This window comes from Sphingobacterium sp. NGMCC 1.201703 (assembly GCF_047784615.1).
Lineage (GTDB): Bacteria > Bacteroidota > Bacteroidia > Sphingobacteriales > Sphingobacteriaceae > Sphingobacterium.
Window position 1 is genome coordinate 192,680 of the sequence record NZ_JBLOHD010000012.1, and the last position, 23,835, is coordinate 216,514.

24 protein-coding genes are annotated in these 23,835 nt (G+C 39.5%); 15 read left to right on the top strand and 9 right to left on the bottom strand.

The features are described 5' to 3' along the window. Positions 1–27: 27 nt before the first annotated feature. Together ACK8HY_RS22320 and ACK8HY_RS22325 are read right to left on the bottom strand one after the other, a co-directional pair. A complete protein-coding gene (locus ACK8HY_RS22320) occupies positions 28–519 on the bottom strand; it encodes a Fur family transcriptional regulator (RefSeq protein ID WP_077433329.1) in 492 nt (163 codons plus the stop codon). 77 nt (positions 520–596) lie between these two features. After that, positions 597–2,816, bottom strand: coding sequence for a bifunctional (p)ppGpp synthetase/guanosine-3',5'-bis(diphosphate) 3'-pyrophosphohydrolase (locus ACK8HY_RS22325; RefSeq protein WP_343559525.1), 2,220 nt, complete (start codon positions 2,814–2,816; stop codon positions 597–599). 150 nt (positions 2,817–2,966) lie between these two features. On the opposite strand from ACK8HY_RS22325, the gene ACK8HY_RS22330 reads away from it, so the two are divergent. From ACK8HY_RS22330 to bshB1, 3 genes are all read left to right on the top strand, one after another. Further along, complete coding sequence (locus ACK8HY_RS22330; protein ID WP_343559522.1) at positions 2,967–3,602, top strand: DUF4294 domain-containing protein; 636 nt, start codon at positions 2,967–2,969, stop codon at positions 3,600–3,602. Between the two features lie 92 nt (positions 3,603–3,694). Further along, positions 3,695–4,186: a glutathione peroxidase gene (locus ACK8HY_RS22335; protein WP_343559520.1), complete on the top strand. Its 492-nt coding sequence runs from the start codon at positions 3,695–3,697 to the stop codon at positions 4,184–4,186. Positions 4,187–4,354: 168 nt separating this feature from the next. Next, the gene (gene bshB1, locus ACK8HY_RS22340) at positions 4,355–5,086 is read left to right on the top strand and encodes a bacillithiol biosynthesis deacetylase BshB1 (protein WP_343559518.1); all 732 of its coding nucleotides are present in this window, start codon (positions 4,355–4,357) and stop codon (positions 5,084–5,086) included. Positions 5,087–5,176: 90 nt separating this feature from the next. On the opposite strand, the gene ACK8HY_RS22345 is transcribed toward bshB1, so the two are convergent. The 4 genes from ACK8HY_RS22345 to ACK8HY_RS22360 are packed head-to-tail and all read right to left on the bottom strand — an operon-like array spanning position 5,177 to position 8,666. Beyond that, entirely contained in the window at positions 5,177–5,986 is an 810-nt protein-coding gene (locus ACK8HY_RS22345; RefSeq protein ID WP_343559515.1) for a phosphate ABC transporter ATP-binding protein, read from the bottom strand. Beyond that, positions 5,944–6,795, bottom strand: coding sequence for a PstA family ABC transporter permease (locus ACK8HY_RS22350; RefSeq protein WP_077433317.1), 852 nt, complete (start codon positions 6,793–6,795; stop codon positions 5,944–5,946). Before ACK8HY_RS22350 ends, ACK8HY_RS22345 begins: the two co-directional genes overlap by 43 nt. Beyond that, complete coding sequence (gene pstC, locus ACK8HY_RS22355) at positions 6,788–7,684, bottom strand: phosphate ABC transporter permease subunit PstC (RefSeq protein WP_077433315.1); 897 nt, start codon at positions 7,682–7,684, stop codon at positions 6,788–6,790. The genes ACK8HY_RS22350 and pstC overlap by 8 nt, the downstream gene beginning before the upstream one ends. 1 nt (position 7,685) lies before the next feature. After that, a complete protein-coding gene (locus tag ACK8HY_RS22360; protein ID WP_416134882.1) occupies positions 7,686–8,666 on the bottom strand; it encodes a PstS family phosphate ABC transporter substrate-binding protein in 981 nt (326 codons plus the stop codon). Positions 8,667–8,802: 136 nt separating this feature from the next. On the opposite strand from ACK8HY_RS22360, the gene ACK8HY_RS22365 reads away from it, so the two are divergent. The 9 genes from ACK8HY_RS22365 (at position 8,803) to ACK8HY_RS22405 (ending at position 17,879) form a co-directional block, all read left to right on the top strand. Next, entirely contained in the window at positions 8,803–10,908 is a 2,106-nt protein-coding gene (locus ACK8HY_RS22365) for a HEPN domain-containing protein (RefSeq protein ID WP_416134883.1), read from the top strand. Positions 10,909–10,919: 11 nt separating this feature from the next. Next, positions 10,920–11,678 carry a uroporphyrinogen-III C-methyltransferase gene (cobA, locus tag ACK8HY_RS22370; RefSeq protein WP_416134884.1) on the top strand — a complete coding sequence of 253 codons (759 nt, stop codon included), beginning with the start codon at positions 10,920–10,922 and terminating at the stop codon, positions 11,676–11,678. Between the two features lie 2 nt (positions 11,679–11,680). Further along, complete coding sequence (locus ACK8HY_RS22375; protein WP_416134885.1) at positions 11,681–12,259, top strand: precorrin-2 dehydrogenase/sirohydrochlorin ferrochelatase family protein; 579 nt, start codon at positions 11,681–11,683, stop codon at positions 12,257–12,259. Beyond that, positions 12,249–12,950, top strand: coding sequence for a phosphoadenylyl-sulfate reductase (locus tag ACK8HY_RS22380; protein WP_343559501.1), 702 nt, complete (start codon positions 12,249–12,251; stop codon positions 12,948–12,950). The genes ACK8HY_RS22375 and ACK8HY_RS22380 overlap by 11 nt, the downstream gene beginning before the upstream one ends. Positions 12,951–13,004: 54 nt before the next feature. Next, positions 13,005–13,895, top strand: a complete 891-nt coding sequence (cysD, locus tag ACK8HY_RS22385; RefSeq protein WP_416134886.1) for a sulfate adenylyltransferase subunit CysD — start codon at positions 13,005–13,007, stop codon at positions 13,893–13,895. A 37-nt stretch (positions 13,896–13,932) separates the two neighbouring features. Further along, a complete protein-coding gene (locus ACK8HY_RS22390) occupies positions 13,933–15,177 on the top strand; it encodes a sulfate adenylyltransferase subunit 1 (protein WP_077433303.1) in 1,245 nt (414 codons plus the stop codon). A 678-nt stretch (positions 15,178–15,855) separates the two neighbouring features. After that, entirely contained in the window at positions 15,856–17,187 is a 1,332-nt protein-coding gene (gdhA, locus tag ACK8HY_RS22395; protein ID WP_077433301.1) for an NADP-specific glutamate dehydrogenase, read from the top strand. Positions 17,188–17,286: 99 nt separating this feature from the next. Continuing rightward, complete coding sequence (locus ACK8HY_RS22400; RefSeq protein WP_077433299.1) at positions 17,287–17,532, top strand: hypothetical protein; 246 nt, start codon at positions 17,287–17,289, stop codon at positions 17,530–17,532. A gap of 8 nt (positions 17,533–17,540) precedes the next feature. Continuing rightward, positions 17,541–17,879, top strand: a complete 339-nt coding sequence (locus tag ACK8HY_RS22405) for a hypothetical protein (RefSeq protein ID WP_077433297.1) — start codon at positions 17,541–17,543, stop codon at positions 17,877–17,879. A 34-nt stretch (positions 17,880–17,913) separates the two neighbouring features. Here the strand turns inward: ACK8HY_RS22405 and ACK8HY_RS22410 are convergent, their stop codons facing one another. From ACK8HY_RS22410 to ACK8HY_RS22420, 3 genes are all read right to left on the bottom strand, one after another. After that, complete coding sequence (locus tag ACK8HY_RS22410) at positions 17,914–18,570, bottom strand: MgtC/SapB family protein (RefSeq protein WP_077433295.1); 657 nt, start codon at positions 18,568–18,570, stop codon at positions 17,914–17,916. A 62-nt stretch (positions 18,571–18,632) separates the two neighbouring features. Beyond that, a complete protein-coding gene (locus tag ACK8HY_RS22415) occupies positions 18,633–21,005 on the bottom strand; it encodes an endonuclease MutS2 (RefSeq protein WP_077433293.1) in 2,373 nt (790 codons plus the stop codon). 20 nt (positions 21,006–21,025) lie between these two features. Then, complete coding sequence (locus ACK8HY_RS22420; RefSeq protein WP_077433291.1) at positions 21,026–21,784, bottom strand: DUF4296 domain-containing protein; 759 nt, start codon at positions 21,782–21,784, stop codon at positions 21,026–21,028. Between the two features lie 72 nt (positions 21,785–21,856). Here ACK8HY_RS22420 and ACK8HY_RS22425 point away from each other — a divergent pair, with 72 nt between their 5' ends. Genes ACK8HY_RS22425 through ACK8HY_RS22435 form a run of 3 tightly spaced genes read left to right on the top strand, consistent with a single transcriptional unit; the run spans position 21,857 to position 23,812 of the window. Next, the gene (locus tag ACK8HY_RS22425) at positions 21,857–22,549 is read left to right on the top strand and encodes a YggS family pyridoxal phosphate-dependent enzyme (RefSeq protein WP_077433289.1); all 693 of its coding nucleotides are present in this window, start codon (positions 21,857–21,859) and stop codon (positions 22,547–22,549) included. Next, complete coding sequence (locus ACK8HY_RS22430; protein WP_416134887.1) at positions 22,542–22,994, top strand: GNAT family N-acetyltransferase; 453 nt, start codon at positions 22,542–22,544, stop codon at positions 22,992–22,994. The genes ACK8HY_RS22425 and ACK8HY_RS22430 overlap by 8 nt, the downstream gene beginning before the upstream one ends. Positions 22,995–23,020: 26 nt before the next feature. After that, positions 23,021–23,812: a DUF3298 domain-containing protein gene (locus tag ACK8HY_RS22435; protein ID WP_416134888.1), complete on the top strand. Its 792-nt coding sequence runs from the start codon at positions 23,021–23,023 to the stop codon at positions 23,810–23,812. Positions 23,813–23,835 lie beyond the last annotated feature (23 nt).

The following is a 23,835-nucleotide window of genomic DNA, read 5'->3' on the forward strand; positions in this document are numbered from 1 at the left end:
ACTATTATATTTAACAAAAATATAAGATTAATTTGAAATAGCTTCCTGAGCTACACTTTCTTCTTTTTTATTTTTTTCCTGACATTCCTGACATACACCGTATAAATTTAAAGAATGGTGTTTGATGTCAAACTTCAATAAGTCCCCCATAAGGCTCTGGATCTGATTGATACGTGGATCACAAAATTCAACAACCTTATTACATTCAATACAAATCACGTGATCGTGCTGTTTAAAGCCATAAGATTTTTCGAATTGAGCCATGTTACGGCCAAATTGATGTTTGGTGACTAAATCACAAGACACCAGGAGTTCGAGGGTATTATAAACTGTAGCACGACTGACCCTGTATTTTTTGTTCTTCATATGGATATATAAAGACTCCACATCAAAGTGATCAGTACGTGAATAAATCTCCTCCAAGATCGCATAACGCTCCGGAGTTTTTCTTAGATTTTTATTTTCTAAGTATGCTTCAAAGATTTTTTTTACAGTTGCAAAATTTTCAGCTTGATTCATAGTAAAAATATTCTTGTACAAATTTACCAATTTAGATTGACATTTGATAGTAATTCTAAATTGTGATATTCATTTGATTAATTTTCAGATTCATAACGATTTACTCCTGTTATACCTCTTACTTGTTTGAGATTTTTCATCAAGCTTTCCAATTGCTGGGTGTCATTGACATACACCATGATATTTCCGTCAAAAATACCATCATTACTGGATATAGACAGCGAGCGGATATTAACTGCAAATTCCTGGGAAATAACGGTAGTGAGTTTGTTTACCAAACCTACATCATCGATCCCCACAATATGCAAACCGGTCAGGAATGCAGAGTCTTTTGTGGAAGCCCATCGGGCCTTTAGGATACGATAACCGTAGTTGGCCATCAATTTGGATGCATTTGGGCAACTGGTACGGTGAATCTTGATCCCATCATTAACAGTCAGAAAGCCAAAAACATCATCCCCAGGAATCGGATTGCAGCAAGGGGCTAAGGTATAGTCAACTTTTTGCATATCATCCCCAATAAGAATGGTATCGAATTCTTTCTTATTGATTTTCTCGACTAGACCACCAATATGGCTGTTAAACTGATTACCAGAAGAAGAACCCACGTTGATTTCAACCGCTTTTTCATGAGCTACATATTCCCGCAACTGCTTGATATCAACGACTCCTTTTGCTACATTATAAAAAAGATCCTGAGAACTTGGATACTTCAGATAATTAGCAATCTTGTTGATATTATCCGTATTATAGGTTACTTTCAAAGATTTCAATTTACGCTCTAGAATTTCCTTGCCATCCTCTGCCACTCTTCGTTTTTCCTCTTTAAGAGAAGATCTAATCTTCGATTTTGCTTTTGCGGTAACGACAAAATTGAGCCAATCTTCTTTTGGTGACTGCTTGCTGGAGGTGATGATCTCCACTTGATCTCCATTCTGTAAGACATGGCTTAATGGGACCAACTTATGGTTCACTTTGGCACCGATACAACTTGCGCCGATATCGGAGTGAATCTCAAATGCAAAGTCCAAGGCCGTCGCATTGTTGGGCAATTGGATTAACGTGCCTTTTGGTGTGAAAATAAAGATCTCGTCTGAGAACAAGTTCATCTTGAAGTCATCCACGAAATCCATGGCATTCTGGTCAGGACTACTGAGTACATCACGTACCTTTTTGATCCATTGATCCAGACCTGAATCGGAATTGGACTCTTTGTATTTCCAGTGTGCCGCAAACCCTTTCTCCGCAATTTCATTCATCCGTTTGGTTCGAATCTGCACCTCCACCCATTGGCCTTTAGGCCCCATCACTGTTGTGTGTAAGGATTCATAACCATTTCCTTTGGGTGAAGAAATCCAATCGCGCAAACGGTCTGGATTGGGACGATACAAATCTGTAACGATGGAATATACCTTCCAACATTCGGTTTTTTCCTTCTCATCTACCGCATCGATAACGATACGAATGGCAAACAAATCATATACTTCCTCAAAAGGTATTGATTTCTTGCGCATCTTGTTCCAGATCGAGTGAATAGACTTCGGTCTTCCAAATACGGCCGCTTTAATCCCTTGCTCTTCCAGAATCTCCTTAATAGGGCCTATGAAATCACCTATGAATTTCTCGCGTTCAGCTTTTTTCTCATTCAGTTTACGGGCAATAAATTTGTATGTATCCGGATCAGTAAACTTCATGGATAGATCTTCCAGTTCGGATTTAATGGCATACAGCCCCAGGCGATGTGCCAAAGGGGCATACAGATAGCTGGTCTCTGAAGCAATCTTCAGCTGCTTGTCTCTCGCCATAAACTCCATAGTCCGCATATTATGCAGCCTGTCAGCCAATTTGATAAGAATAACACGCACGTCATCCGCAAGGGTGAGCAGCATTTTACGGAAATTCTCAGCCTGCATTGAACTATTGGGATCAAATATTCCGGAAATTTTTGTTAATCCATCGATAATGCGACGAACTTTCTTCCCAAACATTTCCTCGATTTCGTCCAAAGTTACATTGGTATCCTCAACAACATCATGAAGCAAAGCGCATACAATGGAAGTCGTTCCCAGTCCGATTTCCTCCGCAGCTATTTGGGCTACCGCAATAGGATGATAAATATAAGGTTCCCCTGATTTGCGCCGCATTTCCTTATGACTATCCAATGCCAAATCAAAAGCTTTACGAATCTCTTGCTTATCGCCACGCTGCAAAGTAGGCTTACAGGCACGCAATAATGCACGGTAGCGTTTTCTTATCTCTTTGTTTTCTGCCTCTATATCAATCACATAATCTTTCATAAACGTTGCAGGTAAATGATGTTTTTTTGAGTATTTTTGTTTAATTTAGTTAATGTATTTCGAATACGATTATCAAGCTAACTTATTTTGTAATAAATTTACCAAAATATAATAGCATTGACAAATTAAAAGAGTTATCCAGTCATTCAGATGAAGACAATAGTATGTGGTTTGTTGCTTTTTCTCCTTGGGACTTTGCCAGGTATGGCTCAGACACAGTCTCTTGTTCTTCCTTTGTACGGTGAAGGAGCCCAGGAGACAGTCACTGATTATATGACCACAACTTTGCCTTCAGGTGAGATATTACCTTGGTTTCCCATTCCCGAAGTGATTATTACCAGGAAGAGGGTATGGTCAAGCGAGGAAGCCCGACGGGAATATTTGCGCTTTAGAAGAAATGTACTAAAGGTGCTTCCCTATGCAATCTACGCACAGAAAAGGTACGACCAACTGGATCGCGATCTGGCCATGACGTCCAACAAAAAGCAGCATGAGGTCTTGGTGGAGAACTGTGAGAATGATGTGAAACAAATGTTTAATAGGGAAATTAAAAACATGACGATTTCCCAGGGTAAAATCCTTATAAAGCTGATAGACCGCTATACCGGACATACCAGCTATGAAATGGTGAAGGAAATGAAAGGCGGAATCTCCGCATTTTTTTACCAAGGGGTTGCCAAAATTTTCGGGCATAATCTAAAATCAACATACGATCCAAAAGAGGACTTTGAAATCGAAAATATTATCCGTGAATTTGAAAGGTCGAGACCCAAACCAGTGATGTAAGGGTTCCGTTTAAATCAATTTACATCATTTACGGTGATATTATTCTGGGACCGGGGATGGAGATCGTCATGTAGCACCTAAATTAAAACGATATGAAAACGATCTATGACTTTGATGCTTTGCAATTCAATGGAACCATGAAGTCTCTTGCGGATTTTGAAGGAAAGGTTTTGTTGGTCGTCAATACAGCAAGTCAGTGCCTGTTCACAAGACAGTTTAAATCGCTCGAAAAGCTCTACCAAAAGTATAAGGAAAGGGGATTTGAGGTACTGGCATTTCCGTCCAACAATTTTCGAAATCAGGAACCTTTGACAGGCACTACATTGGAAACTTTCTGCAGAATAAACCAACAGGTCAGTTTCCCCGTATTTAAACGTAGCCATGTCATTGGCACTTATACGACCCCCTTATACAGTTTTCTATCAAATAAAGCGGAGAATGGCCATATAAATAGCAAACCTTCCTGGAACTTCCACAAATATCTAATCAACAGGCAAGGGGAAGTTGTGGATTTCTATTACCCCACGACTTCGCCATTGTCAAGTAAAATTTGTCGTAATATCGAACGACTTTTGGCAGAGTAAGCCACAAACTTCTTACCTTTGGCCTCGGCTTCCAAAGCGTACAGTCTATATGTATTTATTGTCTTCAAGACGACAATAAATACGACAAGATGAACTGTATATACAAAAACGGTATTTTACCCGATTTTGTTGAGCTTTGAGAACTTAAACAGAATAGAAGAGATAAATATGCTAAAACTAGATTTACTTGTCATTGCCGTACATCCCGATGACGCAGAATTAGGGGCAGGCGGAGTAATGGCAAAATATGTTGCCGAAGGAAAAAAAGTAGGAATTGTAGACTTGACACAGGGTGAGCTGGGCACACGTGGTACAGCGGAAACCAGAGCCCAAGAGGCAAAAGATGCAGCAGCTATACTCGGATTGGCGGCTCGCGAGAACCTTGGTCTGAGAGATGGCTTTTTTGAAAATGCCATGGCCGAAAAAATGGCCATTATAAGTGCAATAAGAAAATACCAGCCTGAAATCGTTATCACGAATGCGATTACAGACCGTCATCCCGATCATGGTAGGGCAGGGCAACTTGTCAATGAAGCCTGCTTTCTTTCTGGCTTAAGAAAAGTAGAAACCAGAGACGATAATAATCAGACTCAGGAAGCTTTTCGCCCGCGGCTCGTATTGCAGTTTGTGCAGGATTATTATATTAAACCCGACGTGGTCATTGATATTACAGATTACTATGCTATAAAGGAAAAGTCAATCCTGGCCTATAAAACACAATTTTACACAGGTGAGAATATCAATCCTGACGAACCGCAAACGTATATCTCCAATCCGGATTTTATGGAATCTACAGCTGCTAGAGCGCGGGAATTTGGTCGTTATATCCAAGCAAAGTATGCCGAAGGGTTTACATCTAAAAAGATATTGGGCGTCGACGATATCTTTCATCTAAGATAACGAATTTGCAAGGGCTTGTAAAAGAAAAAGAGTTAAAGATTGTATGTAGCATACAACCTTTAACTCTTTTTCTAATAATGGAGCATTCTATCACGAGATAAAACCTTTTACATATTGTTTCGTGATCTCATGCTGTGGATTTAACAATACTTGTTCGGTAGGGCCAAATTCAAGGATTTCACCACCGTAAACAAAAAGGATATAGTCGGATACTCTTCGGGCCTGCCGCAAGATATGCGTCACCAGAACAATGGTATAATCCTGTTTTAATTCGATCAATAATTCTTCAATTTTCGCTGTAGATAATGGATCCAATGCAGAAGTTGATTCATCACCGAGTATAATCTCTGGTTCTACAGCAAGCCCCCTTGCCAAACAGAGCCGTTGTTGCTGTCCAATCGAAAGACCACTTGCAGACTGTCCCAAACGGTCCTTTACCTCATCCCATAGCGCCACATTTCGCAGTTGTGTCTCCACAATCTTATCCAGTTCTTTTTTACTTTTGGTGCCATGTATACGCGGGCCATAAGCAACATTATCGTAGATAGACATTGGTAACGGGTAAGGTTTTTGGGACAATAGCCCCATTTTCTTACGAATATGTGTTACCTCGGCATCCTTACCATAAATATCCTCACCATTAACAAGTACAGACCCGGTGATTTCAACACCTTTTGTATCGTCAACCAGCCGATTAAGTGTTTTCAAAAGTGTAGTTTTACCGCAACCTGAAGGTCCAATAATGGAGGTTACGCTATTATTGGGCAGGGCAAGATTAATATTCTTTAAGATATGTCTTCCATCTATATATACATTGAGATCCTTGATCTGAATGTGAGGATCAGTCAAAGGACTGTTTAACGACGATTCTTTTGTTTCGATTGAAGGATATGCGTGCATACTACGATAATTAAAATAATGATTGTTAAAACCAGAGCCGAGGCATAAGCCCGTCCCTGCACCTCAGGAATTGGGCTACTTAACTGAAAAAATATAGCCAAAGGAAGTGTTGCTGCGGGCTCGTCAATATATTTGGGCAAATTGTCGCTGAATCCAGTTGTCAATAATACACCAGCAACATCACCAATAGCTCTCCCGAAAGCCAATAGAATGGCTGTCAATAGTCCGGCACGAATACTCCGCAGCATGACCTTTGCAAGTTCCCAACGTGTTGTACCCAAGGAAAGGGTTACATTTTTCAGGTCTTCAGGAATCGTTTTGATCAGCTCGTCTACTGTGCGCACGACAATAGGAATCGTTAGTAAAGTCACCGTGATGATGCCACCCAATAGGGAAGCCCTAATGCCAAAATAAACCATAATCCCAAAACCCACAGCCCCATAAACAATAGATGGAACACCATAAAGCACATCAAACAAAAGTTTTGAGAACTGCGTTATTCGGGATTTTGTCCCCAAATAAATATTGAGATAAAGCGAAATCGGAATGCCAATCAAAGCGGATAGAGCGGTCGCTACACCCGCTAGGTATAATGATCCTAATATGGCATTTAGAATTCCACCTTCTTTGCCGATGTAAAATCCACCTTTGGGCAACTGGCTAACCATCTCCCAATTGAGATAGGGAAGACCTTTATAAAGTATCGTGCCTACAATGAAAAATAGCGAAGCAGTTACTGTAATTCCCGATAAATGCATAAAGCCTTTTGCGATCTTTTCGCTCAATAACCTTCTCTTGGTATTATCCATCTAAACCTCCTTCAAGACGCCTCAATATCAGACGTGATATTAAATTGAAAACAAATATGATGACAAATAGCAATAGTGCTGAAAACATCAATGCAGACTCATAAAGTGGAATGGACATCATCTCACCAAAATTGTTAGCGATTAAGGCCGGAATGGGATACCCTGCGTCAAATATAGATGTAGGCACCTTGGGCACGTTTCCACAAACCATTAATACGGCTATCGTCTCTCCGAAAGCCCGAGAGGTAGACAAGACGATAGCGGCAATGATACCGGGCTTGGCTTTTTTGAGAATAACATGTTTTATGGTATCCCATTTCGTTGCTCCCAAGGACAAAGAAGCTGCTTTCAATTCATATGGAATTGTTTGGAGCACTTCAACCATAATCGAAATCATGATAGGAAAAATCATGACCGCCAATACAATCCCCCCAGCTAAGACCGAATAGCCTGATGTCACCACACCAAAAACCGGAGCAATATAAAGCTGGATCAAGGGAACTATAAATAACACGCCCCAAACACCATATAATACCGGCGGTATGGCTGCCAAAACATTGACAAGAGGCAGCATCATATTTTTCAATGCGTCAGAAGCATATTCAGTCAAATAGACTGCTGTCAAAATACATAGTGGTATTGCAATAGCCAGCGATATCAATGTGACTGCGAGCGTACCCGCGATAAAAGGCAGAAATCCAAATGAACCCTTCATCGGCGCCCACACCTTATCTGTCAATAACTGAAATACATTGCTATATTCAAACAATGGGATGGATTTTACGGTTAAACCAACCGCAATAATCAGCACAACTGACAGCGATATCAGCAGCAATATGAATGTGGAGCGTTTTACTAAAGTATCCTTGACTAGACGTATATTGAGCATGTTATAACTTTTTTAGTTCTTTATTGATCAGTGTTTCAGTTAAAGGCACATAACCATTTTTTAACAGCTGTGATTGCGCTTGTTTTTGCAGCACAAATGAGATAAACTCCTTCAAGAGCAGTGACTCTGTTTTATTCCGTGTAACAAATGTCAGCTCACGGGCCGGTGGAGCAGGGTATCTGCCTGTCGCAACTGCTTCAGTCAGGTCTGATAAAGACCCATAGAATTGCTCATCTGCTTCAATCTGTCCATTTTTGTTCAAATCCAATGGCAACACATCAATACGATCAAATACTTTGTTTGTCTTTAAATTATAGACATAGTTAATATTATTGAAACCTATACCAAATACATCATCTTTAATTGCCTGGGCGATGCCCGGATCTCCGAAGATGCCAACTCCTTGAAGGTCTTCTTGTTTATGACCGAAAAACTTAGCCCAGGTTTCTGCTGCACCCGCGGCATCCGAACGCACATACACATTAATTGGATCCGGGGTAAATTGAGCATCAATCTGATTCCAAGTCTTAAATTTTCGACTGACAAAAATACCTGCAAGTTCCTCTTGTGTTAAGCCCCTTCTCAACAGCGCTTTATAATTCGGATTACCGGGGTTTAATGTGCATATCACGGCATCTTTGGCAACGACAATTGGAACAGCGCCTTTTTTTATCTCTTGGGCATGCAGATCCCTTGACACAAGACCAATGTCTACCATACCTGTTAGCACATCGGCAATCCCTTTTCCTGCACCTCCTGCAGATATATTAAAACGCACATATGGATGAATCTTTTTAAAATCTTCACTCCAGATTACCGCTAGCGGGTAGAGCGCAAAGGCTCCGGATAACGAAATATTTCCCTCAAATCCACGCTCTTTACTATATCCATTCTTTACTTTTGGAGCGCAGGAAGTAACTTTAAATACAGTTATAAAGCTAAAAATCAGAAGTATCAAATATCTATTTATCGTTACACCCATTAGTCTACAGGTTTAGTATATTAAATTTTATACGGCAAATATATATTAATTTGGTAGATATTATAGAATATTAAAAAAATATTTTTACATTTGACATCGAGAAAAGAATACTAAATCAATAGATTTTATTTGTTTTATGCAAAGCTTCCGTACAGAACTAGAAAATCCAGTCGTGGAAAAGGAGATTATTGAACTTGAAAAAAAGATTCGATTATTTCACGAAGGTAAGATCGCTGATGAGAAATTTAGATCACTGCGTCTCGCCAGAGGTGTATATGGACAAAGACAACCAGGGGTTCAGATGGTTCGTATCAAACTTCCATTTGGAAAAGTTACTTTTAAGCAATTGATCAAAATCGCGGCAATATCAGATGAGTATGCCAGCCGCAACCTGCACTTGACTACACGTCAGGATATTCAGATTCATTATGTCAGTCTGGATCGCACACCAGAACTTTGGTCAAAATTAGCCGAGGACGATATTACCTTAAGGGAAGCCTGTGGCAATACTGTTCGCAACGTAACGGCTTCACCAACCTCGGGTATTGATCCGAAAGAACCCTTCGATGTATCACCTTACGCCCAGGCTACATTTGAATACTTTCTACGTAATCCAGTCTGTGCGGAGATGGGTAGAAAATTCAAGATGTCGTTTTCGGCAAGCGCAGAGGATACCGCTTTTTCATATATCCATGACTTGGGCTTTATTCCAAAATTGAAATATATTGATGGGGTAGAAGTGCGCGGTTTTAAAGTGTTGCTCGGTGGTGGCCTAGGGTCGCAACCATTTTTGGCGTCTTTAACAAATGAATTTCTTCCGGAAGATGAACTTATCCCATATATAGAGGCGACGCTAAGAGTGTTTGACCGATATGGCGAACGCAACAACCGTAATAAAGCACGTTTTAAATATCTTATTCAAAAGCTGGGCCTACAAGAGGTGCTAAATTTAATCGAAGCGGAAAAAATTGCCACAAAAGTGAAGACTTTCCCTATTGATCGGACAAAAATTGAACAGCCCTTACCTCCAGATGACAGCCAGGTAGCGGCCTTGGATCTAGATACAGATCTAAACTATCAAATATGGAAGAACACAAATACATTTGGTCAAAAGCAGTTAGGTTATTTTGGTGTCTATGTACGGGTTTCTACAGGTGATATAGGTACTGATAAAGCGCGGGCATTGGTCGCTGGATTAAAAAATCTTGTTGCGGATGATATTCGGATAACGCAAAACCAAAGCCTGCTTTTAAAATATGCCACGGAGAAATCATTACCGCATATTTATCAATTGCTTAAATCACTGGATCTAGCCCAAGTCGGTTTTGATAGCACAGCTGATGTAACAACATGCCCAGGGACAGACACCTGTAACCTTGGTATCTCCAATAGTACTGAAATGGCTCGGGTCATTGAATCCTATATCGCTGAATTTCATCAGGATTTTGTGTTCAACAGGGATTTGAAAATTAAGATCTCCGGCTGTATGAATTCCTGTGGTCAACACGGACTGGCACATATTGGCTTCCACGGCAGCTCGGTTAAAGCGGATGGCAAGGTCGTACCTGCTGCACAGGTTATGCTTGGCGGTGGTACAATCGGTGACGGCGAGGGTAGAGTAGCGGAACGGATTATCAAAGTACCAACCAAACGGGTATTGCATGTCGTTGATTTAGTGCTTAACGATTACAAGAAGAATGCTGAAGACGCTGAGAACTTCCATGCCTATTACGACAGACAGGGTAAAAATTACTTTTACAATTTATTAAAACCGCTGTCGGATCTGACGACGCTTGCTGAAGATGAATTTGTGGATTGGGGCCATGAAGGAACTTTCCAAACAGCAATAGGTGTGGGCGAATGTGCCGGAGTGGTGATCGATTTGGTGGCAACATTGATCTATGAAGCAGAAGAAAAATTGCAATGGGCAAACGAGACCTTTCAGGAAGCGAAATTCGCTGACGCTATTTATCATGCATACAATGCCTTTGTTCAGGCAGCGAAAGCTTTACTATTAGATAAAGGTATCAGCGCGAGCACGCAAAATACAGTCATCAACGAGTTCCAAACACATTTTGTGGAATCTGGCGAATATAATTTTGGCCAAACATTCCCAGAACTTGTTTTACAAATCAGTAAAAATGAACCAACTGAAGACTTTGCAACGGGCTATCTTCAAGAAGCCACCAAGTTTATCAATGAGGTTTACCAACGTAAAAATTTAACGCCTGTATTGGCATAGGAGGGAATGGAATGTCGATAGAAGCAAAAGTAACTTTAGTAGGCGCAGGGCCGGGAGATCCGGAATTGATTAGCCTAAAAGGCATCAAAGCGATACAGAAAGCGGATGTTATTTTATATGACGCTCTGGTCAATGATGAACTATTGGATTATGCAAAAGCAGATTGTATAAAGATTTATGTTGGAAAACGTGCCGAACAGCTTTCAACATCACAAGATGAGATCAATCGTCTATTGGTTGATTACGCATTAAATTATGGGCATGTCGTGCGTCTGAAAGGCGGGGATCCCTTTGTTTTCGGACGAGGTGGTGAGGAGATTGATTATGTGGCGCAATACGGTATTGAAACAGCGGTCGTACCGGGTATTTCGTCAGCGATTGGCCTGACAGGATTACAACAAATCCCATTAACTTACAGAGGGATCAGCGATAGTTTTTGGGTAATAACAGGTTCAAAATCTGATGGTAGTTTATCCAACGACTTACATCTAGCTGCAGAATCCAATGCGACTGTAGTCGTTTTGATGGGTTATGGAAAATTAGCGGAGATTGTGAACATTTATAAAGATAAAAATCTTCATAATCTGCCAATTGCCCTGATTCAGAATGGCTCGTTGCCAAATGAAAAGGTTGTGTTAGGTACAATTGATAATATCCTCGACGAGTCTACTGAAAAGAGAATCGGAGTGCCAGCTATTATTATTATCGGTGAAGTGGTCGCCAAACACAGGTCGTTTCAACAGATTAAAGAAAAAGCGCTTGCATTATAAAGATGAATCAGCTATTTCCCATATTCGTCAAGCTTGACCAGATCCATACTTTATTAATTGGAGGAGGAAAAGTTGCGCTGGAAAAATTCCAGGCACTGATCGCCAATGACGAGACATTGCAACTGACAATTGTCGCGAAAGAGATAGTTCCGGAGTTTAAGCAATTGCTCGAGATTTATCCCCATGTGCAACTTTATATCCGACCATTTGAGGCGAGTGACATTGAAAATAAACAACTTGTTATTGCTGCGACAAATAATATGGAGCTGAATGATGAGCTGCGTAAGCTAACATCCCTTCATAATATTCTTTTTAACGCGGCGGACAAACCGGATCTATGTGATTTTTATCTGGGATCTATTGTTACTAAAGGTAATTTGAAAGTAGCGATTTCCACCAACGGCAAGTCTCCAACAATTGCAAAACGGGTGAAGGAACTGCTCAACGATCTATTACCGGAGGAAATCGACGAAACGCTTTCGCTGATGAGCGAATATCGTGAACAGCTGAGAGGAGACTTTGAATTTAAGGTCAAGAAGCTGAACGAACATACCAAAAATATATTACGTCATGAACGTTAAGGAAATTAAAGAAATTATTGGGGATAAAAAAGGGGCAGAAATGCTACAGGTAATTGCGTCACTGTATCCTTCAGAAGTTGTTTTTTCAACTTCTTTTGGGATAGAAGATCAGATTATTACCGAATGGATCGGCAAAAATAATATCGGAATCGATATTTTCACGCTGGATACCGGCCGACTGTTCAAAGAAACATACTCCTTATGGAGCCGTACACTTGAACGATATCAATTAAATATCAAAACATATACACCGGATACCACATTACTGGAAGATTTTATCAGTAAAAAGGGACCAAATTCTTTTTATGAATCTGTTGAAAACCGTAAGGAATGTTGTCGGATCAGGAAGATTGAGCCACTACAACGCGCGATTAAAGGAAAGAAAATTTGGATTACGGGTATACGGTCCGAACAATCAGCCAATCGGCATGATATGGATTTTATAGAATATGATGAGGTTAACGATATCATTAAAATCCATCCTTTATTTGACTGGACTTTTGAACAGGTGAAAAAGTATTGTCAGGAACAATATATCCCCTATAATGTCTTACACGACAAAGGCTTTCCGAGCATAGGTTGCCAACCCTGTACAAGGGCCATTCAGGAAGGTGAGGATTTCCGGGCAGGAAGATGGTGGTGGGAAGATCAAAGTAAAAAAGAATGTGGTTTACATGCGGTTAAATCTTAATCCTGAAAATTGTACATCCAAATTCATTAAATTAAATTTTATTATTTCAAAAAAATGGACTATTTAGATCATTTAGAAGCGGAAGCAATATATATATTAAGAGAGGTCGCCGGACAATTTGAAAAGCCAGCGTTATTATTCTCAGGCGGAAAAGATTCCATTACTTTGGTTCATTTGGCAAAAAAAGCATTTAGGCCAGGTAAATTTCCTTTTCCATTGGTTCATATCGATACAGGGCATAATTTTCCCGAAACAATTGCTTTCCGGGATTCACTTATTGAAGAGATCGGAGAAAAGCTAATTGTCGGTTATGTACAAGAAAGCATAGATCAGGGCAAGGTAGTTGAGCAAAAAGGCAAAAATGCAAGCCGTAACGCGCTTCAGACGGTAACCTTATTGGATACAATCTCCAAATACGGTTTTGATGCCTGTATCGGTGGCGCTCGTCGGGATGAGGAAAAAGCACGCGCAAAAGAACGTATTTTCTCAGTTCGTGATGAATTTGGGCAATGGGATCCGAAAAGACAAAGACCAGAACTATGGAGCATTTTTAATGGCAAGATCAACAAAGGCGAAAATGTGCGCGTCTTCCCAATTTCAAACTGGACGGAGCTCGATGTCTGGAATTACATCAAGCGCGAGCAAATAGCCTTACCATCCATTTATTTTAGTCATGAACGGGAAGTAATTACCCGGAATGGGCAATTAATGGCGGCTGCACCCTTTTTGAATATTGATGATGAGGATGTTGTTGAGACTAAATCTGTTCGTTTCAGAACTGTGGGCGATATGACCTGTACCGCGGCAGTAGATTCCACCGCCACAGCACTCGATGATATCATCGCGGAAATCAAGGCTTCGACAGTTAGTGAACGTGGAGCACGTATGGATGATAAAGTATCTGAAGCAGCAATGGAAGAGCGTAAAAAACAGGGTTATTTTTAATTCTTCAACCCCAATTTAATACTTGATATTGACAACAATGAATATATTGAAATTTATAACAGCTGGTTCGGTAGACGATGGTAAAAGTACCTTGATAGGTCGACTGCTATATGATACCAATTCTATTTTGGACGATCAATTGGAAGCGATACAACGCGCGAATAGGAAAAATGACGATGGAACCGTAGATTTAGCGATCTTAACGGATGGACTAAAAGCAGAACGTGAGCAAGGAATAACGATCGATGTTGCCTATAAATATTTTCAGACAGATAATCGAAAATACATCATCGCAGATGCTCCTGGACATATCCAATATACGCGAAATATGGTTACCGGTGCTTCAAATTCCGAATTGATTATCATCTTAGTTGACGCACGGAAGGGAGTCATTGAGCAAACAAAAAGACATTCCTTCATTGCTAAATTATTAGCAATGAAACAAATACTGGTTTGTGTTAATAAAATGGATATGGTTGACTATAGCGCCACTGTTTTTGAACAAATCAAACATGATTATCTACAATTGGCTGCCAATCTAGGACTTCAGGATGTTGACTTTATCCCAGTATCCGCATTGAAGGGGGATAATATCGTTCATAAATCTGATCGTATGCTCTGGTATTCAGGAGAATCACTCTTGGATTATTTGGAAAACGTTGAAATCCATGAAAATCAGGCCGCGAATTGGAGATTCCCGGTGCAATGGGTTGTAAGACCACAAACGGATGATCTGCATGATTATAGGGGATATGCTGGCAGAGTGTTGGGAGAGGGGCTTGCTGTTGGCGATCAGGTGATTATTTATCCTTCGGAAACATATAGCACTGTAAAAGCAATAGAATTTAATGGCCTACAACTTGAGCGTGCAGAAAATGGACAGTCAGTTATTCTTCATTTAACGGATGATGTGGATATCAGTCGCGGCGATACAATTGCAAACGTTGAAAAGCAACCAAAATTTGAACGTAATATTCAGGCAAATGTATGCTGGTTTGATAACAAACCTTTGGATACGGAACAGATTTACTTGGTTCAGAGCCATAGTAAACTCACAAAAATAAAGATAGTTGATGTGCTTTATAAATTTGATATCAATACACAGGAAAAAGTTTTTGATGAAACTATCAAGCTTAATGATATTGGCCGGATAGCTATTAAATCAGCAGAAAATCTTGTGTTTGATCTGCAAGCCGAAAATTCTGCAAATTCACAAGCAATCATCATCGATCCAAGGACTAATCTAACTGTTGGCGCTTTGATGATACAGGCTGTTGATTAATTATATTTTTAATCTGTAAATATTCAACCTAAATATTTATTAAGGAATCTGGGTGAAAAGCTCGGATTCCTTTTTTTATATAAAGTATGTAAGTCTATAAATCTTTTAGATCCCGCAGATACTATAGAATCATCAAACAATATAAGTTCAAATAGTAATTACCAGGATTGAAAAAGCACTCCAAAACTTTGAGCTATCATAAATGTCTATTGTTATTATAATTTATATTATGTTAAATAATAATTCTTTTAAACCTCCCTGTTTCACAACATACTTAATACAATTGTATTGAAATATTACCATAGCCATTTTTATTCTTCTTTCCAATCGCGTCTATATATGTCCAAACCAATCCAATTGAATAACTTATGGTTAATTCATAAGCTTTTATAAAAATTAAAATTTATTACGACCAGAATTACATAAAATGCTATATTTTATGTATTTCGTTGTAAAAACGAAAATGATTCTTTTTTTTAACCGTATTATCGAATAAAATACTCAAATGATCTAATTTTCACTAAAAATCGCTACAGTCAAACACAAACAAGCATATTATAAAGAATTTGAAATTTCATTATACCAACTAAATTTTTGTAAATAATGAATGAAAATTGGTTTTTTATTAAAAAACACATAAATTAGTGCCAGCCAAAGGGAAATTTTACTAATTAAAACATGTCAAAAAATTTTAACGAGTTCATTGCGAGCGTTGAGAAACGCAATCCGAATGAACCAGAATTCTTACAAGCTGTAAAAGAAGTTACAGAGGATCTATTTCCTTATATCACAAACAATCATCCTGAATTCTTCGATCAAAAGATTCTAGAGCGCCTTACTGAACCTGAACGTATTATCTCTTTTCGTGTAACCTGGTTGGATGACAATCATGAAGTGCAGGTAAACCGTGGGTATCGTGTACAGATGAATAGCTCCATTGGTCCATATAAAGGCGGACTTCGCTTCGCTCCTTCTGTGAATCAGAGCATCTTGAAATTCCTGGCTTTCGAGCAGGTTTTCAAAAACAGTTTAACAGGCTTACCAATCGGTGGCGGTAAAGGAGGTTCTGATTTTGATCCTAAAGGCAAATCAGATAATGAAATTATGCGTTTTTGCCAAAGCTTTATGACTGAATTATACCGCCATATTGGCGCGGATACAGACGTTCCTGCTGGGGATATTGGGGTTGGCGGTCGTGAGATTGGCTTTCTATTCGGACAGTTTAAGCGTCTTCAGAACAATTTTACTGGAGTTTTGACCGGTAAAGGTGAATTGTGGGGCGGTTCTTATATCCGCCCGGAAGCTACTGGATATGGTCTCTTATATTTCGTAGACTGCATATTTAAGCATAAGGGACAATCGCTACAAGGAAAAGTAGCTACAGTGTCAGGTGCGGGAAATGTTGCATTCTACGCGGTTGAAAAAGCAATGCAATTAGGTGCAAAAGTAATTACCGTGTCCAATAGCCTAGGTACATTATATGACCCAGATGGTTTTGATACTGAAAAAATGGCTTTTGGGGCAACTTTAGGTCGCAATTTGGATCAATACCCTGCCCGTTATCCAAATGCACAATTTTTACTTGGACAAAAGCCTTGGCAATTTAAATGTGATATCGCATTACCATGTGCGACACAAAATGAACTGGATGAGTCTGACGCAAAAGCACTAGTGGCAAATGGCTGTATTTGCGTAGCAGAGGGTGCTAATATGCCTTCTACTGCCGAAGCCATTAAGGTCTTCTTGGATGCTAAAATCAGTTTCGCTCCCGGAAAAGCGGCAAATGCTGGCGGAGTTGCCGTCAGTGGCTTGGAGATGTCTCAAAATTCGATCCGTACACAATGGGGTACTGAAGAAGTAGATAGTCGCCTAAAAACAATTATGGGAAGCATTCACGAGACTTGTTTGAAATATGGCAAAGAAAGCGACTTTGTTAATTACTTAAAAGGTGCCAATATTGGCGGCTTTATTAAAGTAGCCAACGCCATGAAAGCTCAGGGAGTAGTATAATCAGCCTTTTTCTAATCATATCATAATCCTGAACGCTCAAATGTATTTCATTTGGGCGTTTTTTTATACTTTTATGGTAATTTTAAAACAAGAGATTACATGAGATTAATAGCGGAACTCCCCCATCCTGATTGCAAGATTTCCATTTTTGGAATGAACCAGAAATTCATTATCAAATTTGAACAGGGAAATCTGGAGCAATCCTATAAAATTGCAGAAGTTGATATCATAGGCGGCGTAAATGGTGTCTTTGAATTACTTGATGAGGAATTTCTTAAAAGTGTGTTAGATCAGTTTGCTTTAATGCGTCAATCATTTAACAGTGCTTACAGTAGATACGAATAGTAGCAATTATGTTAAACTATCTTTATTTCGCAGCATTTTGGACTTGCCAGATTGTATCCTCTATCCTATTTAAACTAGGTGGAATTCATCCAAAGTATAAATGGGCTGCGTTGATTATTGGAAATATTATTTTGCTTTCCGCAAGCTGGTTTCTTATCCAACTTTTTAAAAATGTCTCGCAGCCTATAGTTATTGCATTGTGTTCAGGCGGGACTTTTTTAACTGTCCAGCTGGCCATGGCGTTGTATTTCAAAAGCCCACTTAGTTGGCAGCAGGTAGTCGGTATGTTTGTTATTATTGTGGGTATGGTAATGATCACCTTTGGTGGCAAAGACCAGACAGCTTAACAGTTTGATTTTATCCTGAAAAAATTGATGGGTTTTATTTATTATAATAAAACTCATCAATTACAAGTGAACTTGCGAGCTGTTGATTAAAACGGTCTAAATCTGTCATTTTTCCGGAAATATCATACATTACTTCCAGTTTTCCACTAATTTTCTCGATTACACGGCGTGAAGCTTTAATTTTAAAATCCATCGCCATTTGTTCAAACTCATGTAGATGATAAAATTCATTCGAACTAAATTTGATATGTAATGAACGCACTAGATAGTAACGCGATAATAATACTTCTATCCGTTGGAAAAGCGCAAGGATAAGCACCATAAAAATGGCGAAGGAGATTGCATAAACTAATTCGCCCAATCCGGCAAACATTCCAATCCCGGCTGTGGCCCAGATAACAGCTGCAGTAGTTAGGCCACTGACTGATAATTTACCTTTAAATATAACTCCTGCTCCTATAAAACCGATACCTGTAACGATATTGGCAGCAACCCGATCCGTACTATTGCCAATAAATAAACAGGATACAATCGTGAACATGGCAGAGCCAAAGCAGATCAGTACCACTGTACGGAATCCAGCCGATTTATTTCTGTATTCACGCTCAAAGCCGATTAAACTGCCACACAAAATCGAAGTTAGGGCATTTAGTAAAGGCTTACTACTCAAAAAATCAATAATGCTTTCCATTTTAAGTGCTGTTGGACGATAATATAAAAAACTCCCATTTAAATAATGGGAGCTCTCTTTTCCTATAAATAAGCGTAGGTTATTCCATCACCACCGCGGTCTTGATGTTCATCCTCAAACCGGCTGACATGGCTGTATTTACGTAAATAGTCCCGAATGAATTTTCGCAAAATACCGTCCCCTTTGCCATGAATAATTTTTAAGGATGGATAGCCTACCATAACGGCCCTATCCAGTACTTTTTCTAATTCATGCAGTGCATCTTCAGTTCGCATACCACGGAGGTCAATCTCCGGATTAAAATCCGCTACCGTTCCAGCCGATAACGACTTCGATAAACTTTTAGCGGATTTCTTATTTTCTCTCCCTTCGAGCTTAATGACATTTTTTCGTTTCTGTACTGTACGCAATTCCCCCAGGGCAAGAATCAAATTGTTTTTTGCTATTTCAACAATCTGTGCTTCAGCGCCATTGTCAATGATTTGCACCCAGTCGCCTATACTTAGTTCCGAGGAATCTGTTGTTTTTTCTTTTATGACTTGCTTAGCCGCCTGTTCTTTCGGTAAAACGGCTTTTAAAGCCCGATCCAAATTGTTACGTAATTCACGGGTTTTCTCCTTGTCAGCTTTCACTGACTTAATCTGCGCAACCGTATTCTCAATTAATTTATTGGAATTTTTGATAATTTCCTGTGCTTCCTCTTTCGCTTTTTTCAGGATAACCCGCTTATTCTCTTCCAGATAACTTTGTAGCTCTAAATATTCCGATTTAAGAGATTCAAGTTCTTTTTCTCTTTTATTAATGGCAACTTTCGTGTCAAATACTTCCTTCTTTTCCCGTTCAAGATCGATCAACAGGGTGTCTACCTTTTTCTGTTGCACACCAATTTTGCCTTTGGCAGATTCAAGAATTTCTCTGCCTAAGCCTATTTTCTGAGCGATTTCAAAAGCATAAGAACTGCCCGGTTTGCCGACCTGAAGGATATACATCGGGCGCATCTCACGGTTGTCGAATAACATGGAAGCGTTCTCCAGCCCTGAGGTATTGCTCGCGAACACCTTTAAGTTTGAGTAGTGTGTTGTTACCACGCCCCGGATCTGCTTTTTATTCAACGCTTCCAATACGGCTTCGGCAATCGGCCCACCAAATAAAGGGTCCGTTCCAGTACCGAATTCATCAATAAGCACCAACGTGCGTCCATTGGCAAATTCTGTAAAATACTTCATTTTAGACAAGTGCGCACTATAGGTACTGAGATCACTTTCGATAGATTGATCGTCACCAATATCAGCAAAAATTTGCTTAAAAACTCCGATTTTCGTTGTTGGTTCAGCGGGGATCAATAAACCCGATTGCGCCATGATCTGTAGTAAACCCACTGTCTTCATACAGACAGACTTACCACCGGCATTTGGACCAGATACGACGATAACACGTTGCAACTGATCGATCTGTATGTTTAATGGAACTACAGTGCCTTTATGATGTTCGTTGAGCAGCAATAACGGATGACGAGCATTAACCAAGTTGATTTCAGCTTCTTTAGATAGTTCAGGCATCTCCGCCTCGATGTCCAAGGCAAAAAGGGCTTTAGCCCTAACGAAATCGACTTTAGTCAATAAGCCATGATAAGACAGTAATAACGGAAGATGTGGACGTACTTTATCCGTAAGTTCCACGAGTATCCGGATAACCTCCCTCCTGCGTTCAAACTCAAGATCCCTAATTTTATTGTTGAGTTGAAATACTTCTTCCGGCTCAATATAAGCAGTTTGCCCTGTAGCGGATTCATCGTGAATTAGCCCTTTAAGTTTCCTTTTGTTTTCAGCCAAAATAGGAATACATAGCCGCCCATCGCGCACAGTCAAATTGCCATCCGCTGTCCAACCGTTGTCCTGTGCATTTTTGAAAATACTGTTTATGCGTTTAAGGGCATCTTGTTCCGCGCGTTGTATTTGCTGGTTGATCTCAAGCAGTAAGCGGGAAGCATTATTTTTGAGTTTTCCGCGCTCGTCGATGACCATTTCAATATCACGAATGATTCCTTTCTCTATCGGTAAATGCTCGAATAATACCTCGAGATTCGGATAGAGACCTTCCCTTTCGTTAAAATAGCGGATGATGGCATAAACAGTTTTCAGGGACAACAAGACCCTGAAAAATTCTTCTTCAAGAAGAAAAGCACCTTCCACCCGCGCCTTTTCAATAATGGACTTTAAGGGGAAAAAATTTTCGACTGGAAATGCTGCATCGTTGACAAGAAGATCTTTGAATTCACTCGTCTGCCTTAAAAAACGATCTATTTGATCAAAGCGAGTTTGGGGTTGAATTTTTTCGACCAATTCTCGACCTGATTCGCTCAGGCATTTTTGTTTTATTTTATCTTTTATCTCGAAAAATCCGAGCTTATCTATCGCATTTAATGGATATACCATAAAATTATATTCTTTGATGGTTAAAGTTTTGACACAGGCTTTAAGGTCTGTGGCGGAGTAAGAAGCGGTTCTGCGGGCTTCTGCTCCATTTGTTTTGGTAACCTTGCAGTGTCCTTTGCTGCCGTGCCAGGTGTTGTTGGCTGGGACACAGGATTCCCTGTCGAAGTAGGTGCCGCTGATCCAATTGGTAAGATTGAACCACCAGTAGATAGCTGATTCATTAAATAACTATCCAAACTAACACCTGTTTTCTGCTGGAAATTTTTGTTAAACAATAACGAAGCCTCTTTAAAACTGAACTTTTCCTTACTTGGTTTGTAATGGATAAGAGCATCAATACGTTCCTGATACTGTTGCTGTTGTCGCATCACGCGACTTGTACTATCCTGGATCCGTGCATTGACAATAGAGTCTCTTGTACGGATAGAATCCTGCTTTTTGCGTTCGATATCCGTATAAAATTTATTCTCTTTGTTCAGGTTATCCTCCACTTTCTTGTAAATAGCCGACATGACCTCCGCATCTTTACCATAATAGTCCAGGTTCCTCTTAAAAGACACAGAGTCCAGTCCGTATTTATCAAAAGTTACCTGGTACAAAGGCACCATCACTTTGCGTGCACTATCAATGGGCAAGATATTGAGATATGAATCTATCAATTGAATTTCTGTCAAAGCATCTACAAATTTGCTTTGTGAGATAATATCCTTCTCTTCTGGTCTGACACATGAACCAAATAAAAAAATCACAGCAAGTAGATTCAGTATTAATCGTAGCATTTCGTAGTTTTGTACAAATTTACAAAAAGCACCGACATTTGGCACTTTTTACATCATCAAACTATATCGGAAATGAGCATTGCGAGTAATTTAGAAGCTTTAAGATTGGAAACCGAAGCGAAGGGCGTTCAGCTTGTAGCGGTTTCAAAGACAAAGTCCAATTCAGAAATCATGGAAGCCTACGCGGCTGGGCAACGTATTTTTGGTGAAAATCATGTTCAAGAATTAATTGAGAAAGCAGAGCTTTTACCCGAAGATATTCAGTGGCATATGATTGGGCATTTACAAACCAATAAGGTAAAATATATTGCGCCGTTTGTTAGCTTAATTGCTTCTGTAGACTCCTTAAAACTTTTAAAGGAAATTAATAAACATGCATTAAAGGCGGATCGTATTATCGATTGTTTATTGCAGGTTTATATTGCCGATGAGGACACCAAATTTGGTTTAGATCATGCGGAACTGATTGAGTTGCTCCGCGATGAAGAATTCCTCGGACTAAAAAATATCCGTATTTGTGGACTGATGGGAATTGCATCCAATACAGACAATGAAAAAGTCGTAAAAGCGGAGTTCTACGAACTAAAGATGTTATTTGATGGGGTTAAAGCCAGCTTCTACCGCAAAGACGATTATTTTAAAATACTTTCCATGGGAATGTCATCGGATTACAAATTAGCGATTGAAGAAGGTTCCACTATGGTTCGTATCGGAAGCACAATTTTTGGCAAAAGAGTAATTAAACATTATAAAAACAATGACTAAACCAATTATACGCGCTGCAATAAAATCCGACTGCCCACAGATGCTGGAGCTAATCAAAGAATTAGCCATCTATGAGAAAGCGCCAGATGAAGTAACCGTTTCCCTCGCGGAGTTTGAAGAAGCGGGATTTGGAAAAAAACCTATCTGGGGTGCGTTTGTCGCGGAAGTTGACGAAAAAATTGTTGGAATTTCATTATATTACGTCAGATACTCTACCTGGAAAGGAAGGAGACTTTACCTAGAGGATTTAATCGTTACCGAAAAAATGCGCGGTCTAGGCATAGGCAAACAACTGTTTGACAGAACACTTGCCTACGGAAAAGAATGTGGCTATCATGGAATGGTCTGGCAAGTTTTGGATTGGAACGAGTCTGCCATAAAATTTTATGAACGATACAAAGCTGATTTTGATTCGGAGTGGATTAATGTGTCGATCACTTATTAAAAATTAACAGGGGAAAAATCAATTCAATGCGGTATTATCTCTTTTTGAAAATTCTATTTATAGGTTGCCTATTTTATTCATGTCAGAACAAAGGCGCTACCCCCACTATTAAACAACTTGGGGATACTCTTGTTTATCACAGAAAAACGGTTGATGAGCATAGTAATTATTTTCTAAAAGGAGATGATCAATTGGATACCACCTATTTTCGGGCAAGTTATCCAGTCTTCGAAGAAATTAAGATCAACACCCTGATTTCTTCTATTGTTCATCTGGAGGGAGATACCAGCATGGAAGAAGCCGCTCATCGTTTTATCAATGCCTATAATGAATATGTAGATGATAACAATGGTAAATCCACGGCGACCTGGAATCGGGATCTCCAGGTAGATGTTGTAGCAAATACGCCTGCATATCTCGCTATAAGAACCAAACAGGAAGAGTATACCGGCGGAGCGCATGGCGATCATGTAACGTTATACTCGAACTTTGATCGACAGTCTAATAATCCAATTACAATTGATGACATCATTCGCAAGCAGGATAAAGACAGGTTCATTAACATTGCCGAACAATGCTTTCGTAGACAGGAAGGATTGAATACGGATGATTCCTTGAATGGAAAATATTTTTTTGAAGATGGTAAGTTTTCACTCGCAGATAATTTTACATTTGAGAAAAACGAACTCTTATTCTACTATAATATTTATGAAATTAAATCTTATGCTGAAGGTGGCACGGAGTTACGTATTCCTTATACAACTTTTAAAGATCTAATCTCAGAAAAAGGATTACATTATATTAATAGCATCAACTAGCAATCAACTAAACTCAATAAAAT